We start from the raw sequence: 17,045 nt of genomic DNA on the forward strand, positions 1-17,045 counted from the left end.
CTCCCCATGATTGTAGTGGATAGACGCATTGCTGAGATCGGCGGCGCGGCTCAGATAACTATGTTCATTAAGACGCTTGCTGCAAATCGCGCTATACTCGTAGAGGGCTCTACCGGCCGCACAACGGCAACTCGCAAGCAGACCACGGCCATGATTGAGGAAGCGCACAGCATCATTGCCAGCGGCAACAAACGGCTTCCTGCGACGGGTGCGAAGCCTGGACGCAAGAAAGCGCTTTTCCCAAGCTCGGCAATCGAAGATGCGGCTCGCAAGTTGTGGTTGTCCAAGAACATTCCAAGCGATATGGCGGCAATTCGCGAAGCCAAAGAGACGTGGCCAGATGTGGTCACAGACAAGATGATGAGAAACCTCGGCCCTAGTGGCCGACAAAAGCGATAGGAGCGCATGGCGATGACGCCAGATCAGTTGAAGACAGCAACGCGCGAACAGCGCTTGGCGTGGTTCGCGCTACAGGTAATCCGCGAGTCGTGGGATGCAACGGACGTGTGCGGCGCTGACATTCAGGAGTGGGCGGCGGCGGCTGGTTTGATCTATCCCGATGAAGTCAACGAGGACACTGACTTAAACGGCATCGAGAACGCAGAACACCTCGAGATTGGGGACACGTTTTACAGAGAGGCGCGCGATCTTCACGAAGCGCAGCCATCAACATAAGGAGACTTTTGAAATGGCAGTGAACACACCACTCCCCGTCAAGGGCTACACGACGCAGAGCGATGACAACGTGGCTCTTGCGAATGAAGGCAAAGAGCTTGAGGAACGCTATTTGCGCTGGCTGGACAAGCTGGATGGTATGGCGAAGACGACGACGCACGGGTTCGACGCACGGTTCATTGCGCTGGCCAGGACGCACGTCCAGACCGGAGCCATGTTTGCAATCCGGTCGATCTTCCGGCCGACGAGGATTATGCTCCCGGAGGACGCATGACCAAGACGCAACAGAAGCGGATACTGGCGCTGTACTGGATGCGTCTAGGCCACAAGCCGAGCCGTCGCGGTCTGATCAACAGGCTGCGGCGGGTGGCGTATCCGAGGGCGCGGAAGTGCGGGCCGTCGTTCCCCAGCATCAGGCCGTCACGGCCCGATGTCCCGAAATTCTGTTTCTAACCAAGGATCCGTGCCATGGGCAAGCCTTCTGACGTGCCCCGCGTTGTTGGGCAACTCAAAGTAACTGGCTGGGGTCCTCATGGTCGCTCAGGTGGTAAATTTGAGTGCCTGTGTGCTTGCGGGCAAAAGACACTTGTTCGGCGCTCAAAACTGAAGTCTGGAAAAACCTACAGGTGTCCAGGGTGTGCCGCGAGAAATCAGCTTAATAAATAAGGAGCCGTGACGTGGAAGTCTACAACGCACACAACATGCTTATGGAGATAGCCGCCGCCGCTGGCATCGAGCGCGGCGAGGCGTTTACAGCGGAGGCAGTTGTTCGCAAGCTTGGCGACATCAGTTCTTTGGCTGATGCGACGGCGAAGCTGAAGGGGCTGTCAATCTACGATCTTAGGTCTGCAACACCGGCCGAGCGCGCCGACTTCGTGATGGTCTGTCACGCGCTTGTTGCAGAGGTTGGTCGGGAGAACACGCTGGGAATGACGAAATCAACCTGACAGCCAAGGAGCCGTGCTTGCGCTGGCATACTGGAGAGACAACGCCGAAAGATCGCCCCGTTCTGATGGCGATGGACGCTTGCCGATCTGTCGGCATGTGGCGCGACAAGTGGCGCGGGTGGGTGGTCTGCGCTGATGGGTTCGACGCGCGTGACCATCACGGCGAAGTCATTGTGGTGGATCGCCCGCAGTTCTGGTGCGAGATACCTGACGTTACTCTTGAGACGTGAAAGGAGCCGTGTCGTTGCTTACGGAGGCCAGATCGTTAGTTCTATCCGCAATGCGCGGATATGCCAAAAAGCACAAGCGTGCTCCGACACTGGAAGAGCTTTGCGAACTCACTGGAACGTCGTCTGTGGGCAGTATGCATAAGCACGTAGTTCGGTTGGTCGAAGACGGCTACGCGGTGCGGGACAATAACGGGCGGGCCGTCCCTTCTGTGTCCTGCCCATGCTGTGGCAAGGATTGGTGACATGAGAAACAAATACGCTGGTGACTGCTTGCGATGCCATTGCGCCGTCGATGCGGGCGCAGGACACTTCCAGCGCGTTGACGGTCGCTGGCGTGTGCGCTGCCGGTCATGCGTCGGCAAGGGCAACGATCCGCTTCCGTTACACGTCGGGCCTGCGAACATGGTCATGGCGTGCGGTGGCCGCGAGGTTACGAACGGCGTGACTAAAATAACGGTTCAGAAATAAGGAGCCGCTCACGCGATGATTGACGACATGCACGGGCTGTACGAATTCGCAAGCGAAGCTCATTACGCTGGCTGGAAGACGGCTATCGAGAATGTTCGCAGGGTCGTTGGGCTTGAGTTGTCCAGAATATCCGTCGCACACGAGACTGGCGGCAGCGTGGATGCGTTTCGGGTTGCCGAGGAATGCAGCAAAGCGCTGCGTGAAGGGTTGGCGGCTATCGAGGCCGCAGGCAAGATCACACAATAGGAGGGCAGACAATGGACGGAGACGACGGAGTTACCGACGCGGACTATGCCCGCTGGCATAGGTGGTCAACTGACAATGCGTCGGCATTCGCGGCTTCTGAAGAGGAGTTCTTTGCAGAATTGAAAAGCCGACGTGACAACCAAGGAGGGCAGGCATTGCAGAAGATCGAGATCGGGAAGACAGAGCTTCGAGCGCTGCGCGCCATGCTCAAAAAATTCACGCCCGCGATGGACGATCCAAAGCTTAGGGCGGCGCTCGTGCAACTGGAGCGCCGCTTGGCGCTGGCTGATTGAATAGGAGCCGACATGGGGCACGACTTTACAAGCGGCGAGCGCTATCAGACAGACCACAGCGCTAGCCCGGTGATCGCCGCTAAGGACAAGCGCATCGCAGAGCTTGAGGCTCAACTTGCGCACTATCGGGGCCTATACTCGCTATGGGGCGAGGAAGGCCAGACCGACGCGACGTTCGCGCAAGCTTATGAGCGCGTTCGGCTATCTGACGCTGTTTGAAGAGGAGCGTCTATGCCGATCACATACCCGCCTGAAATGTTACCGAAGGAAGAAGACGCTGACGTGATCGTGCAGTGCGAGATGTGCCACACCATGTCACCAATTGACGACATGATGAGCCACGGAGCAGCCTTTGTCTGCGCGGCTTGCGATGCGCTCCAGTTATCTACAGATTCTCGAATCTGTAGATAACTTCAGGCCGGGGTGAATGGCTTATCTGTCATGGTTTATCTCCAACAGCATTTGCTCTGCCGGTTTCTTCTCTCTGCTTCGACAAAGAAATCTGGCTGCGCGTAGGCGGCTTCGATGCGCCTTGAAAGCCGTCTCGAAATACCCGGATCAATCTCAATGCCGATGAACTTCCTGCCGAGCTTCACACAGGCAACGCCAGTAGTGCCGGAACCCATGAAAGGGTCGAGGATGGTTTGTGCTTCGTTCGAAAAACGCCGCACTTCGGCAGATACAAACGCCAATGGCTTGGGACAAGTGTGACCCCCGCAATCGTCCGTAAAGTCCTTAGTTGCAAACCCGTTTACTTGGATGCGATCTGCCTTCAGCACGCCGTTTACGGAGCCAAATCCTTTAACGTCCTGCCCGTAATAAATTATAGGCTGCCATTGGTTGTAGCCAAGAAACCCATATGTTGCCGTTGTGCTGTAAGTCCACGAAGCCACCCAATCAGCTTTAGGGTACTCCCACAAATTTGATATTCCGGGGGTGATCACCACGCGGTCGGCAATGGCACGAAGCAACGGCACGAACAGGAAACCAAATCAGACAAAGCCTCTGGTGTGTCCTCATAGGTCGAGTATGGGAACCCAATCCCATACGGCGGGTCTGTCACCACAGCATCCACTTTAGGCAGCAAAGGAAGTATTTCCCTGCAGTCCCCAAGGTAGAGGGTGCAATCGCCTATGATGACAGGAGTCCCCATTCTCTACTCTCCCTCTGCTGTAGGTGGGTTCATGCTGACAGCGGGGCTTTCTGCTTCGTCAGTGCGGTCACCGTTCGACGGTGGGGGAGGCAACTGCTTTTGAGGACGAGAGCGGCATATAGCCATTAATCCCGTCTTGTGGTCTCTCCAGAATCGTCGCGCTTTAAGGCAGTCCATTTCTGAAATGCGCGCATCTCCAAATGCGTCCCACTCATCAAACGAGTGCAATTCGCACCCAATCTGCATATGCGCATCTAAAATCGTGACCACGTATCCAAGTCCATAAATCTGCACGGGGGCGCTGGTTATCGTGATTCCGTCTCGCCACTTAGCACCCGCGAGATTGGCACCCGCGAGATAGGCACCCACGAGATTGGCACCCGCGAGATTGGCATCCGCGAGATTGGCATCCACGAGATTGGCACCCACGAGATTGGCACCCGCGAGATTGGCACCCACGAGATTGGCAAGCGAGATCGGCACGCGCGAGATTGGCATCCGCGAGATTGGCACCCGCTTTTACCGCAACCTTGATAGCAAGCCAAAGTTTGATCCTGTATTCAGCGTCTTCGCTGCACGCGATGTCCGCTTTAAAGATCACTGATCCAGTAAAACGGCGCTTGATTTCAAACTTCATTCTTCACCTTTAGCTTTTGCAAGGGCGGCAAGCGCCTGAGCATGTCCCTTGGAGTAAAAGCCGTCGCCATCAGGCCCAACCTCGTCGTTGCAGACGTACCATTCCAGCGCCGCCACTGCCTCTTTGAGTAGGGATCGGAGACGGAGGATTTCAGATATAACATCTTCGTCTGACGGCTTGGTTGGCTGTGGTGGGCCGCCGTCCCAATCTTGAAAAGTGCGCAACCTTTCAACGATATCTGTGCTCACAGCTTTCCCCTCCGTCTCATAATTTCCAGTGTCATCAGGACACCCAGAGCGACACCAAGCGCGACCCATGGCAGCGCGGATAGCTCTTGCTCTAGCGTCATCGCTTCTCAACGCTCCCGTCCATTCGTTTGCGGAGCCCGCTCGCCTTCGTGCCCGGCATCGGGCGGCCCCTAGGCTTGCGGAGACCGGCGTTCTTTTCTTTCACACGGACGGCCTTGTCAATTGCGGGCCGATCAAATCCGACTGTCTTTGTCAGGTGGCATCTGGTGCGAAGAACAACGCAGTTCCCAACGCTGCTATCACCACCAAGCGCAACGGGTAATCTGTGGTCGTATTCGACGTTGCCAGAAATGATCTTCTGCCCGCATCCGCACTCGCAGAACCCGCCGCAGCGGTGCCAAGCTGAGAGCTTTGTTGCCTTGCTGAACTCGTCTTTGTGGGTGCGGGTCATTCATGCTGCCCTCTTGATGAGCTTCAGGGCATTGGCCTTGGCCTTTCGGGCTTGCACATGCCAAGCGCCACGAGCGGCAGCCAATAGGTTTGCAACGGCCATCCGCAGTTCGTCATTCTCATTGCGGAGCGCCTTTATCTCGCGCTCCAGGCGCTTTAGCTCGCATGTGAATAGATCAGGCGTCATGCTGCCGCTTCCTGAGCTTTAAGAACCGTTTCAGGGTCAAGCCCTGTTTCGTGCGCGTAGACGACTTCGACGGCATCGTTGAGCGTATTGAAATCGGCTTGGCCCAGCTTGTCGAATGCAATCGACTTCGCCTTGAACACGCGGACCATGCCGCCGTCAGGGTGTGGACGAATGAAGGCATATGCACCTGCTGCTTTCAGCGCCCCCTCGATGGCGAGCGCGGTCAGTTGGGTCAGACCCGGTTGATCTTCCGCAAACGCCACGGGAACATCAGTCGTCTCCCTGTGGCCCGCTTTGATGAGGGCCCATTTGCGGAGGTGTTCTTCGCTCTCCGGCTGGAATTCTGCACTCTCCGGCCAATGTGAGTACATCGCGCGCAGCACGCCGAAGAAGCGGCGCATTTGCTCCAGGCTCCGAGGCTTCGTCTTGGCGTCCATCTTGCAGCCGCAGTGTGGGCACGTCGTCATGTTTGCGTCTCAGATAAAATTTCGGCCAACTGTCACGAGACCTTCTGCGCCTCGCCATCGCATCCAAGGAGCACTGGACGCGCATCCGAGATAATCTTTGGATGCGCTCCCATTTGCTCATGCCGCTTCTTTCAGCGACAGCGACCGCTCAATGCGCCGCAAGTGCTTGTCGGCTACGGACAGCATGTCGAAGCCCTCCTTGCTAACCGTCAGCAGGTATTCGCGCGCGTCGTCTTTGTTGCGCTTGCGGTTCAAAAGACCGCGATTACACAGCCGGCGAATGATGTCGCTAGAGGTCGACCGATCAATCAGCGTGGCGTCGATAATGTCGGTCTGGTTCGGCGTGCCTTTGGCGCTGCGAACGGCGTCAAGAATCTGATATTGGGAAAACGTAAGTTCGTTGACCATCGCCTCTTCGAACTGGCGGTGAGCCATAGCCAAAGTGCGCTTGATGTCTGCGATCGTGGTCATGTGTGCTCCTGTTACTCGGCTGCTTTGGGATGGCGGCTCGATTCCATTGCGTCTTCGTATTCGTGGTCTAGAATCTCACCCCATCGGGTCGGCATTTCCGCCCACTCTTTGGTGTAAAGGTCGCGGATCTGCTGAAGCTTCGGGCCGTCGCCGTATGCATCTTTGATATACTTGCGGATCTCATTAAACGTCTCGTTGGTGCCGTCTTTCTTGGCCAAACTGCTTGACTTGCGCTTGGACGTTTGGTCTAGGTCTTCGACCTCTTCAGCGAGATACAGACCGCTCAGCGCATCAGCCGCACCGTCTCGGCACGCCAATCCGCGCGCACGCATTTGCAGCATACGATCTGGGTATTGCGTCCAAGGACCTGCCTTACCCCACAGACCCGCCTTGCGGGCTTGTGCAACTGAAAATGATCGGCTGATAACGTCACCGTCGGGGCGCATCACTTGACAATGCGCCTCTAGCTTGTCGCCCTCGCCATCGCTGAACTCGCTGAGCTTGAAACCCTTTGACCACAGGATGGCGGGAACGGCATCGCCCCAGACAGACGGGCGGCCATTGATAACGGCTATCTTTTGGATCGCAAACATGGGGGGCAAACCGATTTCAAGGCCGGTCATGATTGCGACGGTCACCTGCTCCGGCTTGTCCATTCCGCGCGGTGCTAGCCCGCTTTCTGAAATGCACTTTGCCACACGATAAACATCCTCGAAGCTCTGAGGAATGATGCTGCTGATTTGGCCGCCAGCCTTCAAAGCCACGGCATTTGTCTTTGGCTCGGTCATCCGTAGTTCCTCACCTGTCCAAGAGCACCCCTGGCCCGCAACTCTCGCTTGACCTCTTGCACGTACTTCCACGACACGCCGCAGCAAAGCGCGATGTCTGAATCCGATATGATGCCGTTGACAAGCATCTTTTCGATTTTCGGCCGCTTGGCGTCCATATGGTTTCCCATCACGTCACCGCGCCGTCAGAACTGCTAACAAATACCCCAAGCTCGTGCAGACGCTTGCGCATGTCGCGGATAGCGCGGCAATGCGCAAAATCGACAGCAATGACGTTCGATCCCGGTTCAGTTCTGTAAGTAGTTCGCTCATTTTTCCCTTTCATATTGGTCCCACCATCCACGCCACCCCCACGAACGCCGCGTAAAACAGAGCGGCTAGCCACCACGTCGCGAACATCACTCTTTTTGTCGTCATCACTCACCCCACTGACCCACTTCATCCACGCTGCCCCGCTCGCACACCCCAGGGCCAAACCCAACTGCCAGATTGTTTGCGCATCACTCATTTTCTGCTCTTCAACCCCCGCCGCTTTTCCTCTTCCTCGTAAGCGTCAACACAGCGATTAAGCAGGCTGTCCGCCTTCATAAGTTCGGCCTCACAATCGAGCCGGTGCGCGCGGGCTATCTCGATGTTCTTGGCAAGCTGCTCCATGTTGGGAGGCAACTCCGGCTGGTCGGACGGGTCATAAGCCAACTCGGGAAGCTGCTCTGATGTCTCAGGTACGCCCCGCCAGAAAAACCGAACGACATTGCCTGTTCTCTTGGTGCTCATCTCTGCCACGGCGCTTTTTCCTGCCGCTCCCTCGCTGTCTGTGCATCTTCGATCAGTTCTTCCTTGACCTTGCGCCACGCATCGCGCCAGCGCGTCTTGGTCTGCATACGCTCCATCCGCTCGGCTTCTGTGGCCTCACAGATGAACTTGAACCAATGCTTCTCGCGCATCACACCAACTCGTGTTGGAGGTGGCGAAGCTCAACGGTCTCGTCCTCAGCCTCAGCCGCCAGACGTGCATCGCATTCGGTGCGGTAGTTCTTCACGTAGTCGATGACTTCGCGGCATCCGCATTCGAGGTCGTAGGCCTCAGACTGCGGTTCTTCGCTGTAGATATCACGGTCGAGATCTTCTGCCAGCCGCAGCATCACGCCGGCAGCCTCACGGAGCCAAAGGTCCAGTGATTGTTCTTTGCGCTTTGGTGCCATTAGCCTGTCCTCCGATGGCTGGCCGGACGGTCTGAGATCCCACAAAGGAGGAACCCTCAAATCTCAGACCGTCCGGCTTATCTGGCGCGCGTTGTGCGTTTCCCCCGCTGACAGCGCGCCAGAGTTCAATTTGCTTCGACGGACGGCCCGCTTGCATGGGGGGCTACAACTTTGCTGCGGCTGGGTGCGCTCGGTTGCATTGGCCGTCCGTCGATGAACAGGAGGTTATTTGGAAATTACCAAACCGTCAACGGCTAATTTGGAGAAATCCAAAAATTTGTGCACAGTTGATTTGGAGCCACACCCTTTTCCCGGCACTGGGTTGTGAGCCGTGAAAATTCGCACTTGAAGGTTTGGACAAATCCAAATATAGAAAAGGCATGAAGCTGAAAGACACCTTGCTTGCCGACATCGAGGCTTTCTTGGCCTCAACCGGCATGAAGCACACGGCATTTGGTTCGCAGGCTCTCAAAGATCCTGCATTCGTCACGCGCCTGCGTGAGGGCAAAGACGTGCGCACTGATACCATCGAGCGCGTGCGTTCCTTCATGGAGGGCTACCGCGCCCCTTTGGCCCGAAGGGGCCAGGTTAGCGGCCTCAGGCGAACGGCGTAGTTCAAATTTTGTAGCTTAGCGTTGTGAGTTCTTGGCCCGTGCCTCACCGCATGGGGCATTGGGCACGGCTGCGTGTTCCTCTCCCACAGACCTAGCAGCCGACTTCCCCGCTCAGTGCCTCATGCCGTGGGTATAGCGCCCGCGATAACGCCCTAGGCGTTTCCTCAACTAGCTCCCGGCAACGTGGATGCCGGGAGCCTTTTACAAAGCATGACGGCCCCACTCGGACAGGAGCAGGGCCGTTGAATGAATGCAGACGCGGAACGCTCGGGGGCACTGAGACTGACGCGACGCAACACCGGACTGAGTACGCAGACACCTTACGCGACAACCACTGTGGTCTGCATACACCACTGCTACGGCGAAAGTATGACGAGGACGCAAGAAAATGAGCCGATGGTTCAGAATTTACGACGAGGCGCTTGACGACCACAAAGTGCAGTCCCTCTCGCCGGAACTGTTCAAGACGTGGTTCAATTTGCTGTGCGTGGCATCGCGCGACAATGGCGTTCTGCCGACCGTAGAAGCCCTTGCCTTTGCCTTGCGCGTGTCCATTCATGACATGCAGGCCCGCCTTGATGAGTTGATTTTGCTTGGCCTTCTCGACATTCGAGAGGATCGCAAGATTGAACCGCACAACTGGGGTAAGCGCCAGTGGAAAAGCGATGACAGCAAGGAGCGCGTGCGCAAACACCGTCACGCGAAACGTTACTGTAACGACGATGTAACGGTTACTGTAACGCCCCCAGAGTCATATACAGATACAGATACAGAACCTAATGGTCTTCTGTCTTCTCCAATTGCCGCGCGTGCGCGCGAAGTGGATGACCTTAAGGTTGTGAATAAGTTTTTTGGAATGAAGGACGATAGGAAAAAAGAAAAGATCGTCCAACGTGCAGAAGGGCTAGGGCTCAACGTCGATGATCTGACGGAAGCCTGCAATAGGCACAAGCCAAAGAACCGGCCCGCCTACTTCACATCGCTCTGCGTTGCCAAACTGCAAGAGCAGCTTCCCGGCATCAAGGAAGACGCCATCAGGCGAGCGCTTTGGGACAAGGGCGATGACGCTTACAAGGCACTTTTAGTTTGCATTCTGGAGGCCGCATGAACGGTCTTCGGCAAGCAATTGTCACAGACAAAGACCGCGAATGGGCAATGGCGCAAATGCCGTCATGGTGCCAGCGCGGCGAAATCAGCGACCTATACGGCGAACTGGTTGACGATGGCGGATGGCTCGACACAGAGCCTAAGACGCAGGCTGAACTTGAGAAGCCGAATTGGTCGCTGTTCGTGGCTGAAGAAATCGAGAAATTTGAAGATCATTACGCTGGCGAGTTCAAGCCCGCTGCTGAGTGGTCTTCAATCTGGCGAAAGGGATGGTGGCCAAAAGTGTCTCCCCGCAAGCGCTTTCCAAGATCAGCACCGAAAGAGTTTCAGCCCTTCTTTCGCAGTGGCACGCAAGAGTTTGCAATCGCTCTGAGGCTCGGCACAGAAGACGAGAAACGGATGTGGATCAGGTTCGGGGTTGCGCAATTCAAGCCGGATGATCCCCGCGTTGAGAAGACCACAAACGGGGCCAAGAAAAAGGAAGCCGCCGAATGACCAACAACCACGAAGCTACCTACGCCAAGCAGGCCTCAGTCATCATGGCGGATATTGCAAAGCTCAATGAGGACCTGAAAGACGTTCTCGGCTCTGCAAAGGACGCTGGTTTTAACCCCGCGCGGATACGCAAGGCCGCTCGCGAAATGCTGATGGACACCGACAAGCGAGAAAAACTCTACGAGGCAGAGCACCAGCTTGATTTGCTGAGAGACGCACTCAACCTCACCACGACAACGCGAATTTTGGAGGCGGCAGAATGAACACAGAAGCCCACAACAAGCAGGAGGCCATAGCCCTGCTGGACGCGGCAAGGCACAGCATCGGGGTCGGCACCCTCGTGACCCTCAAGACGGGCGGTCCTGCCATGGTTGTCTCTGAGCGGTCAGCAGAAAAGGCACATACGATTTGGCACGCAGACAGCGGTGAGCTTTGCCAGTTCTGGTTTCCGATCTGCGTGCTCAAGGTGAAGCCATGACCACGAAAACCGTGAAGGGGATCACGATCAAAGACGGCAAGGTGAAGCTCAAGAAGGTTTATCGCGATGCCTCTCAGGCCATCCGCGAGCGCAAGAGCAAAAAGCAGCGGCCAATCAGGAGGACGGTTTGACCTACTTCGCGATCAGAACGGAGCCCGGCCGCCTTCCCGTCGTACGCCAATTGCTTCGCCGGGCTGGAAACGAATGCTATCTCCCGGCTGAGATCCGCCGCAACCATCGCCGCAACAAGCGGATCATCGTCCCCATGATGCCGTATCTGTTCGTCAAGGCCCCCGCGCCGAAAATCCAAGCGCTGTGGATGCAGCAGATCAGAGCCACCCGGCACGTCAAGGGGTTCGTTGCCATCAACGCCATGGCCGGCCCTCACCCGATCGCAGATACCAAGATTGAGGTGCTTCGCCACTCGATTAAGGAACTCCGGGACGTGACCCGCGCCAAGAAGCAGTTGAGCGCGCTACGCAGGGGCAGCAAGGCCGTTGTGACGACTGGCCCGCTTGCAGGCCGCAAGGGAACCGTGAGGCACACCACGCCCAAAATCACGAGGCTGGAAGCATGGATATTCGGAACGCTTCGCGTGGTCACGGTGGAGACCCAAAAGTTGGAGGCCGCCTGATGAAAGCGGCCCCCGTTATTCTTTCCCTCATTCTTGGCGTCTGGCGTCCTGAGTATCTGACACGCTCAGTCCGCTACCACCTCGATGCAGACGGGCTAACCCGGATGGAAATAGATTGTAAACTCTGGGTCGTGCTGTCTCCCCACGAGAGTACACAGGAAGCACAAGAGGAAGAGGAAAACTGCCGGTTCGTTCCCCAGGCAGGCTTTGAACTGAACTGAGTCTGAGCTATGGTCCATGGTGTTGATCCTTCTTACAGGGTTGGGTTGACGGAAGGGGCCGGGGGACGTTGCAAGCGTCTTTCCCGGCCCGCGCTTTATTCAGCGACGCACGCAGCACAGATTGCAAACGCAACAAACGGCAACACGACGAACAGGAAAAACAACGCGTTCTCAAACATGGTGGGCCTCCTGTGGTTGAGCCGCAAATCAGTTCGCGACTGATGCCCTGTGTATTCTCGTGTAATACACTTGTCAATGGGGTGTTGACATTATTTGTAGTCTCATGTACTACAGTGGCATGGCAAACACACCTGTCACCAGCATCCGGCTACCTGACGACGTTCGCGAGTGGGCTGATAGAAAAGCCGCTGATCAGGATCGAAGCCGCGCCTATGTCATCGTCCAAGTTCTTAGGAACGTGATGAGTGGCGAAAATGAATCGCCCGCAAAAGAACGCAAGCGCCGGTAGTAACTAGTATCTTGCGGTGTCGCGCAAATCAGTTTATCGGCAACCTATCCCCGTATTGCGTCCGGCCTAGAGCGGTATTTCGTACCTGTGCTCGGCACGGAGTCCAACCCGTTTTCATAACGGGTGCTGCCGCTTACGTAAATTCCAATACCCCAGCCGTTTTAGCGCCCCGGACAGTCGCATCGACAACGCGTGGATCTGACCACGCTGACGCTCTGCACTGCCAATCTCATTCAACCCTAGCGGCTGGGGTTTCCCTTTAGCGCATCCGTCACCCCCGAACGGAGGAACACTCCATGCACCCTATGACAGATATCGCCACAGTGCGCCGGATCGCGCTCTACGTGGCCATTCCGGCTCTGTGTGTTGCCGTGGCTATGACATTCCAGTTTGGCCGCTCTATGAGCTTCTTGCACGCGGTCTGCCTTGGTCTGTTGACCATCGCCGGAAGCATCATTTGGCCCTACATCAAGCACATCGCCACGGACAAGACCGCCGCCAACTCCTTCCGCGTTGTGGGCGTGGTGTTTCTGAGCGTCGAAATGTTCTCTCACCTTGGCTACACGGTCGGCACGCGCGTCATTGAGAGCGAAAGCACTCAGGTCACGAATGCCGTTTACCAGAACAACCAAGAATCTGTGAAGGACAACGCGGCCAACCTTCAGTTGTGGACCAAGCAACTTAAGGATCTGACGGAACAGAACGCATGGGCGGCAAGCGTCAAGGCCGATGCGCTGCGCACGCAGCTTGAAACTGCTAGCAAGGCAATCGACAACGAAACAAAGCGCGGCGGCTGCAAGTCGAAGTGCGAGGCCAAGATGCGTGAGAGGGACGCCATTGCGGAGCGCATCGGCAAGGTTGAGCAGGTGGAAGACCTCACCAAGCGCATCGACGCGGCCAAGCGTCTTGCAGACGATAGCCGGCAGAAGGCCAACGCCACGGAATACAAGACCTCCGCCGTGGTGGCGCAGACGGGCTTTGTTGCTCAGCTTGCAACGCAGAGCCTTGACCCGGACAAGGCCTCGATGACCTGGACGACTATTGGGATTGGGTTCATCGTGTCTCTGGTGAGCACGTTCCTTGCCCCCGTCATGTTGACCATCGCTCTTGGGCCCATGAAGCCGTCCGAGTTTGCGGGGCGCTTGGCTAAAACTGTAGACGACCGTGAGTCTCCAAAGCGCGATGCCAAGGGGAACACCGTCTTCAACATCGCCAATCTTGACGACAAGGCCAAGAAGGCGCTGAGCGATTACGTGGCCTGCCTGCAGCAGAACCGTCAGCTTTATGGGGCGGCTGCATGATTGCTGGGCTTGCCAAGTTCTTCGGCGTCAACATCCCCATCGGCGGCGGCGGTTTAGAGATCGCCGTTGCTGGATATTTGCTCAAAGGTGTCTGACATATGGCGCTGAAATACTCCGTCACCGTCCGCAATGCCCGCTTGGATGCCATCGAAACCACCATCGGCACCAGCGCCATCCTCAAAATCAGGACCGGCGCGCCGCCGGCCAATTGTGCTGCAGCAGATTCCGGCACCGTGCTCTCGACCGTCAACCTGCCGTCCGACTGGATGGCGGCGGCTGCCAGTGGTGAAAAGCTGAAAAGCGGAACATGGGAAGATACATCGGCTGACGCGACAGGCACGGCGGAGCATTTCAGGATCTATGACAGCGGCGGATCGACCTGCCACATCCAGGGCACCGTCACGTCCGTGGCGACAGGTACGGGCGACATGCTGGTTGACAATGACGCCTTCGCGGCGGGCCAGAACTTCACCGTGTCGAGCTTCAAGATTACGAGCGCGAACGCCTGATGCCGGTTCCGAAGAACCTCGTCTGGGAGCAATCTTCAAGCACCGGGACCGGCAACAAGACGCTTGTCCGGTACGGCGGTTTTGCCCGTGTCTCGGAGGCGTTCGGTACCGGCGATGCTGGATCGGCCAATCCGGTTCTGTTTTTCGCCAACAAGGACGCCACGTCGGCTGAATGGGAAGTCGTCCAGGGCTATATGTCGGACGCCAACACGTTCGTGCCTGTCACGGTTCTCGACAGCTCGAATAGCGGCAGCGCGGTCACCTTCACGACGGGCCTCAAGCACGTCACCAACGACATTCATGCGGCCTATCAGGTCTACAACCCAAATTCGACCGTCACCGATGGGCATGCGGTGGTGTTCGACGGCACGACGGGCCGCCAGATCAAATCGGCCGGGGTCTATCCTTATAATCCCAATGTCCTCATCAACCCGGACGGGTTCATCAATCAGCGCGTGGCCGGGTCGGGCATTGCTGATGACACCTATCACGTTGACCGCTGGTATGCTCTGACACAAACGGCGGCTTTGGATGTCTCGCAGTTGAGCAATGTTGCTGACGGCGTGCCGTCCATGATCCGTCTTACGCAGCCAAACGCAACGGCGCAACGCATAGGATCGGCACAGATCGTTGAGAGTATCACAAGCCGGAAAATGCGCGGATCTGACGTTTGTTTGTCAGGCAAGGTCGGCATGTCGGCGGCGGCCACGGTCGCCTATGCCATCCTCGCATGGACAGGAACGGCGGATTCGGTCACGTCAGACGTGGTCAATAGCTGGACCAATGCCACGCTGACGACTGGAAATTTCTTCAACTCAAGCAATCTTTCGGTCGTTGCAACCGGGACGCTTGCCCTCGCAGCAAATACGGTGACGGACTTCTCGGTAACTGGGTCAGTTCCAAGCGGCTGCAACAATCTGATTGTTATGATCTGGTCGTCGGCGACGATGGCGCAGACGGCTACGCTCGATTTTCTCGCGAAGCTTGAAAAAGGGTCAGTTGCGACCGCGTTCGTTACGCCAAATCCTGATGCAGAGCTAAACAGGTGCCTATGGTTTTATCAGGCCATCAAGCCGTCTGGTAATTCGGGTGCCATCATCGGTTACAGGCTTTCAACGCAGTACATCAACGGAGCTGGGTCATTGCTTGCCCGGACCATGCGGATCACTCCGACAGCGTCGCATTCATCGCCATCCTGGGTTACGGCAGCCCCAAGCGCAAACAACGAAGTCTGTTTCCGCGTTCCAAGTGGTTCCTATACGACAATATCAGGAGCGCTGACGATAACGCTTTTTCCCGCTTCTGGTCTTCTCGACAGATGGTTCACGATCCAGGCTGGCACAAGTTTTTCAGGCAGCGCTGGCGATATCGGAAGCATCCAGTTCGGGGCCGGTGTGAGATTTTATTTCGACGCGGAGCTTTGAAAGCATGATCGAAAGTGCGCGATGGGCTGATGAATCCAGAAGTTTTATCATCGCTGTTTTTGATGGCGTGACGATGCAGGTTCCTGCCGATAAGAGAAACAAGCACTATCAGACCATTGTTGCGTCAGATGTTGAGATCGCCGCCTTTCTCAACCCGCCGCTGACCGCCAGGGATTACGCGCAGGCCGTCTCGGACCATATCGAAACGACCGCGCAGAACCGGGGCTACGATAGCCAGGACCGCCTTGCAAGCTATGTCCTCTCCGACGTGCCGGCCTGGAAGGCGGAAGCGCAAGCCTTCATCACTTGGCGCGATCTGGTCTGGGCGTATGTCTTCATGAGTCAGGCCGCCGTTGCATCAGGGCAGCGCACGCAGCCGGAGATTGAGGCGTTCAAATCAGAATTGCCTCAGATCCAATGGCCGGAAGGGTAGTCTAGCCCATGATCGGCGGGTTCATCGGCGGAATCGGCACTGTCCCCTACATCGAGAACGGGACGACAGCCTATGTCACCGTCACGGAAGATGCTGATACTCTTACCAGCACCGCAGTCCTTGCCCTCAAGGCAACGCTCGACAGTACAGAAGACGCCGATACGCTCACATCGGCTGGCGTTCTCAGGATTGCCGCGACGGCAGACGTTACCGAGGATGCTGACACCCTCACGGCGCTCGGGATTTATCCCCAGTCCCTGGCCACGCTCGATGTCACGGAAGGGGATGACACTCTCGCGTCATTGGGCCTGCTGCACATCGCCGCCAGCGCCGATCTGGTGGAAGACAGCGATACCGCAAGTTCGGATGCTGTCATTTCCATCCTGGCGAGCCTGGACTGCACGGAAGAGGATGACACGCTCACAGCCGTTATCACGCACACGGGCTTCGGCAGCAGGATCGCAGCGGTAAGACAGTATGGATCGTCTCGCGCCGTGGCCCACAGTGGCGGACGAACAGGGCTCAACGCTTCGGCTCGTGGGGGAACAAGGATTAGGGCCGCATGACACTTGCGCCAGGACCGTATTACCCGGGAACGCCAGTTCGCTTGACGCTGGCTCTATACGATGACGATGGAAACCCCGTCGATCCCGACGCGGTGACGTTCAAGCTCATGTCTCCGTGCGGTGTCGTGACCAGTTACGTCTATGGCGTGGATACGCAGGTGCAGAAGGCATCAGCCGGTAACTACTATGCCGATGTGACGCCAGATGCGGGGGGACGATGGCCTTTCCGCTGGGAAACAACCGGTGACGGCAAAGCGATCACTAAAGAGGGAGACATCCAGATTCAATATTCGCCATTCGTGGATGGCCAGGACTTACGGGACTACGCATGAG

31 protein-coding genes and 1 pseudogene are annotated in these 17,045 nt (G+C 56.8%); 21 read left to right on the forward strand and 11 right to left on the reverse strand.

Annotation, left to right across the window (positions count from 1 at the left end):
• Positions 1-15 precede the first annotated feature (15 nt).
• The 8 genes from IPL32_18420 (at position 16) to IPL32_18455 (ending at position 2,859) form a co-directional block, all read left to right on the forward strand.
• Positions 16-399 carry a hypothetical protein gene (locus IPL32_18420; GenBank protein ID MBK8467791.1) on the forward strand — a complete coding sequence of 128 codons (384 nt, stop codon included), beginning with the start codon at positions 16-18 and terminating at the stop codon, positions 397-399.
• 12 nt (positions 400-411) lie between these two features.
• Complete coding sequence (locus tag IPL32_18425; GenBank protein ID MBK8467792.1) at positions 412-675, forward strand: hypothetical protein; 264 nt, start codon at positions 412-414, stop codon at positions 673-675.
• A 13-nt stretch (positions 676-688) separates the two neighbouring features.
• On the forward strand, positions 689-949 hold the full coding sequence (locus IPL32_18430; GenBank protein ID MBK8467793.1) for a hypothetical protein: 261 nt from the start codon (positions 689-691) through the stop codon (positions 947-949).
• A 403-nt stretch (positions 950-1,352) separates the two neighbouring features.
• Positions 1,353-1,622, forward strand: a complete 270-nt coding sequence (locus IPL32_18435; protein ID MBK8467794.1) for a hypothetical protein — start codon at positions 1,353-1,355, stop codon at positions 1,620-1,622.
• A gap of 226 nt (positions 1,623-1,848) precedes the next feature.
• Positions 1,849-2,094, forward strand: a complete 246-nt coding sequence (locus IPL32_18440) for a hypothetical protein (GenBank protein MBK8467795.1) — start codon at positions 1,849-1,851, stop codon at positions 2,092-2,094.
• A gap of 1 nt (position 2,095) precedes the next feature.
• Positions 2,096-2,320, forward strand: coding sequence for a hypothetical protein (locus tag IPL32_18445; GenBank protein ID MBK8467796.1), 225 nt, complete (start codon positions 2,096-2,098; stop codon positions 2,318-2,320).
• Positions 2,321-2,335: 15 nt separating this feature from the next.
• Positions 2,336-2,566, forward strand: coding sequence for a hypothetical protein (locus IPL32_18450; GenBank protein ID MBK8467797.1), 231 nt, complete (start codon positions 2,336-2,338; stop codon positions 2,564-2,566).
• A gap of 11 nt (positions 2,567-2,577) precedes the next feature.
• Complete coding sequence (locus tag IPL32_18455; GenBank protein MBK8467798.1) at positions 2,578-2,859, forward strand: hypothetical protein; 282 nt, start codon at positions 2,578-2,580, stop codon at positions 2,857-2,859.
• 446 nt (positions 2,860-3,305) lie between these two features.
• Here IPL32_18455 and IPL32_18460 read toward each other — a convergent pair whose 3' ends face one another.
• The 11 genes and pseudogenes from IPL32_18460 to IPL32_18510 all read right to left on the reverse strand — a co-directional run bounded on the left by IPL32_18460 (position 3,306) and on the right by IPL32_18510 (position 8,461).
• Entirely contained in the window at positions 3,306-3,842 is a 537-nt protein-coding gene (locus IPL32_18460) for a site-specific DNA-methyltransferase (protein MBK8467799.1), read from the reverse strand.
• Positions 3,843-4,015: 173 nt separating this feature from the next.
• Positions 4,016-4,649: pseudogene (locus tag IPL32_18465) on the reverse strand (pentapeptide repeat-containing protein).
• Positions 4,646-4,897 (reverse strand): hypothetical protein, encoded by a 252-nt coding sequence (locus tag IPL32_18470; protein MBK8467800.1) that lies wholly within the window; start codon positions 4,895-4,897, stop codon positions 4,646-4,648. Before IPL32_18470 ends, IPL32_18465 begins: the two are co-directional and overlap by 4 nt.
• Positions 4,898-4,994: 97 nt before the next feature.
• Complete coding sequence (locus IPL32_18475; GenBank protein MBK8467801.1) at positions 4,995-5,348, reverse strand: HNH endonuclease; 354 nt, start codon at positions 5,346-5,348, stop codon at positions 4,995-4,997.
• 182 nt (positions 5,349-5,530) lie between these two features.
• Entirely contained in the window at positions 5,531-5,971 is a 441-nt protein-coding gene (locus tag IPL32_18480; GenBank protein ID MBK8467802.1) for a hypothetical protein, read from the reverse strand.
• A gap of 147 nt (positions 5,972-6,118) precedes the next feature.
• Complete coding sequence (locus IPL32_18485; protein MBK8467803.1) at positions 6,119-6,472, reverse strand: MarR family transcriptional regulator; 354 nt, start codon at positions 6,470-6,472, stop codon at positions 6,119-6,121.
• 11 nt (positions 6,473-6,483) lie between these two features.
• Positions 6,484-7,332: a hypothetical protein gene (locus IPL32_18490; GenBank protein MBK8467804.1), complete on the reverse strand. Its 849-nt coding sequence runs from the start codon at positions 7,330-7,332 to the stop codon at positions 6,484-6,486.
• 97 nt (positions 7,333-7,429) lie between these two features.
• The gene (locus tag IPL32_18495; protein ID MBK8467805.1) at positions 7,430-7,702 is read right to left on the reverse strand and encodes a hypothetical protein; all 273 of its coding nucleotides are present in this window, start codon (positions 7,700-7,702) and stop codon (positions 7,430-7,432) included.
• A 62-nt stretch (positions 7,703-7,764) separates the two neighbouring features.
• Positions 7,765-8,034: a hypothetical protein gene (locus IPL32_18500; GenBank protein MBK8467806.1), complete on the reverse strand. Its 270-nt coding sequence runs from the start codon at positions 8,032-8,034 to the stop codon at positions 7,765-7,767.
• Complete coding sequence (locus IPL32_18505) at positions 8,031-8,204, reverse strand: hypothetical protein (GenBank protein MBK8467807.1); 174 nt, start codon at positions 8,202-8,204, stop codon at positions 8,031-8,033. The genes IPL32_18500 and IPL32_18505 overlap by 4 nt, the downstream gene beginning before the upstream one ends.
• The gene (locus IPL32_18510) at positions 8,204-8,461 is read right to left on the reverse strand and encodes a hypothetical protein (protein ID MBK8467808.1); all 258 of its coding nucleotides are present in this window, start codon (positions 8,459-8,461) and stop codon (positions 8,204-8,206) included. The genes IPL32_18505 and IPL32_18510 overlap by 1 nt, the downstream gene beginning before the upstream one ends.
• A gap of 380 nt (positions 8,462-8,841) precedes the next feature.
• Here IPL32_18510 and IPL32_18515 point away from each other — a divergent pair, with 380 nt between their 5' ends.
• The 13 genes from IPL32_18515 to IPL32_18575 all read left to right on the forward strand — a co-directional run bounded on the left by IPL32_18515 (position 8,842) and on the right by IPL32_18575 (position 17,044).
• Positions 8,842-9,075: a hypothetical protein gene (locus tag IPL32_18515; GenBank protein MBK8467809.1), complete on the forward strand. Its 234-nt coding sequence runs from the start codon at positions 8,842-8,844 to the stop codon at positions 9,073-9,075.
• Positions 9,076-9,463: 388 nt separating this feature from the next.
• Positions 9,464-10,183: a hypothetical protein gene (locus IPL32_18520; GenBank protein ID MBK8467810.1), complete on the forward strand. Its 720-nt coding sequence runs from the start codon at positions 9,464-9,466 to the stop codon at positions 10,181-10,183.
• Entirely contained in the window at positions 10,180-10,677 is a 498-nt protein-coding gene (locus tag IPL32_18525; GenBank protein ID MBK8467811.1) for a hypothetical protein, read from the forward strand. The genes IPL32_18520 and IPL32_18525 overlap by 4 nt, the downstream gene beginning before the upstream one ends.
• Positions 10,674-10,940, forward strand: coding sequence for a DUF2312 domain-containing protein (locus IPL32_18530; GenBank protein ID MBK8467812.1), 267 nt, complete (start codon positions 10,674-10,676; stop codon positions 10,938-10,940). Before IPL32_18525 ends, IPL32_18530 begins: the two co-directional genes overlap by 4 nt.
• Complete coding sequence (locus tag IPL32_18535) at positions 10,937-11,155, forward strand: DUF2158 domain-containing protein (protein MBK8467813.1); 219 nt, start codon at positions 10,937-10,939, stop codon at positions 11,153-11,155. The genes IPL32_18530 and IPL32_18535 overlap by 4 nt, the downstream gene beginning before the upstream one ends.
• Positions 11,156-11,282: 127 nt before the next feature.
• Positions 11,283-11,789: a hypothetical protein gene (locus IPL32_18540; protein MBK8467814.1), complete on the forward strand. Its 507-nt coding sequence runs from the start codon at positions 11,283-11,285 to the stop codon at positions 11,787-11,789.
• Positions 11,790-12,308: 519 nt separating this feature from the next.
• Positions 12,309-12,479 carry a hypothetical protein gene (locus tag IPL32_18545; protein ID MBK8467815.1) on the forward strand — a complete coding sequence of 57 codons (171 nt, stop codon included), beginning with the start codon at positions 12,309-12,311 and terminating at the stop codon, positions 12,477-12,479.
• Between the two features lie 305 nt (positions 12,480-12,784).
• A complete protein-coding gene (locus tag IPL32_18550) occupies positions 12,785-13,780 on the forward strand; it encodes a hypothetical protein (protein MBK8467816.1) in 996 nt (331 codons plus the stop codon).
• A 98-nt stretch (positions 13,781-13,878) separates the two neighbouring features.
• Positions 13,879-14,289, forward strand: a complete 411-nt coding sequence (locus tag IPL32_18555) for a hypothetical protein (GenBank protein ID MBK8467817.1) — start codon at positions 13,879-13,881, stop codon at positions 14,287-14,289.
• Positions 14,289-15,713, forward strand: a complete 1,425-nt coding sequence (locus IPL32_18560; GenBank protein ID MBK8467818.1) for a hypothetical protein — start codon at positions 14,289-14,291, stop codon at positions 15,711-15,713. Before IPL32_18555 ends, IPL32_18560 begins: the two co-directional genes overlap by 1 nt.
• 4 nt (positions 15,714-15,717) lie before the next feature.
• Positions 15,718-16,146: a hypothetical protein gene (locus IPL32_18565; protein ID MBK8467819.1), complete on the forward strand. Its 429-nt coding sequence runs from the start codon at positions 15,718-15,720 to the stop codon at positions 16,144-16,146.
• Between the two features lie 8 nt (positions 16,147-16,154).
• A complete protein-coding gene (locus IPL32_18570; GenBank protein ID MBK8467820.1) occupies positions 16,155-16,712 on the forward strand; it encodes a hypothetical protein in 558 nt (185 codons plus the stop codon).
• Positions 16,709-17,044 carry a hypothetical protein gene (locus IPL32_18575; protein ID MBK8467821.1) on the forward strand — a complete coding sequence of 112 codons (336 nt, stop codon included), beginning with the start codon at positions 16,709-16,711 and terminating at the stop codon, positions 17,042-17,044. The genes IPL32_18570 and IPL32_18575 overlap by 4 nt, the downstream gene beginning before the upstream one ends.
• Position 17,045 lies beyond the last annotated feature (1 nt).

The organism is Chloracidobacterium sp., assembly GCA_016711345.1.
In the GTDB taxonomy this organism is placed as follows: domain Bacteria; phylum Acidobacteriota; class Blastocatellia; order Pyrinomonadales; family Pyrinomonadaceae; genus OLB17.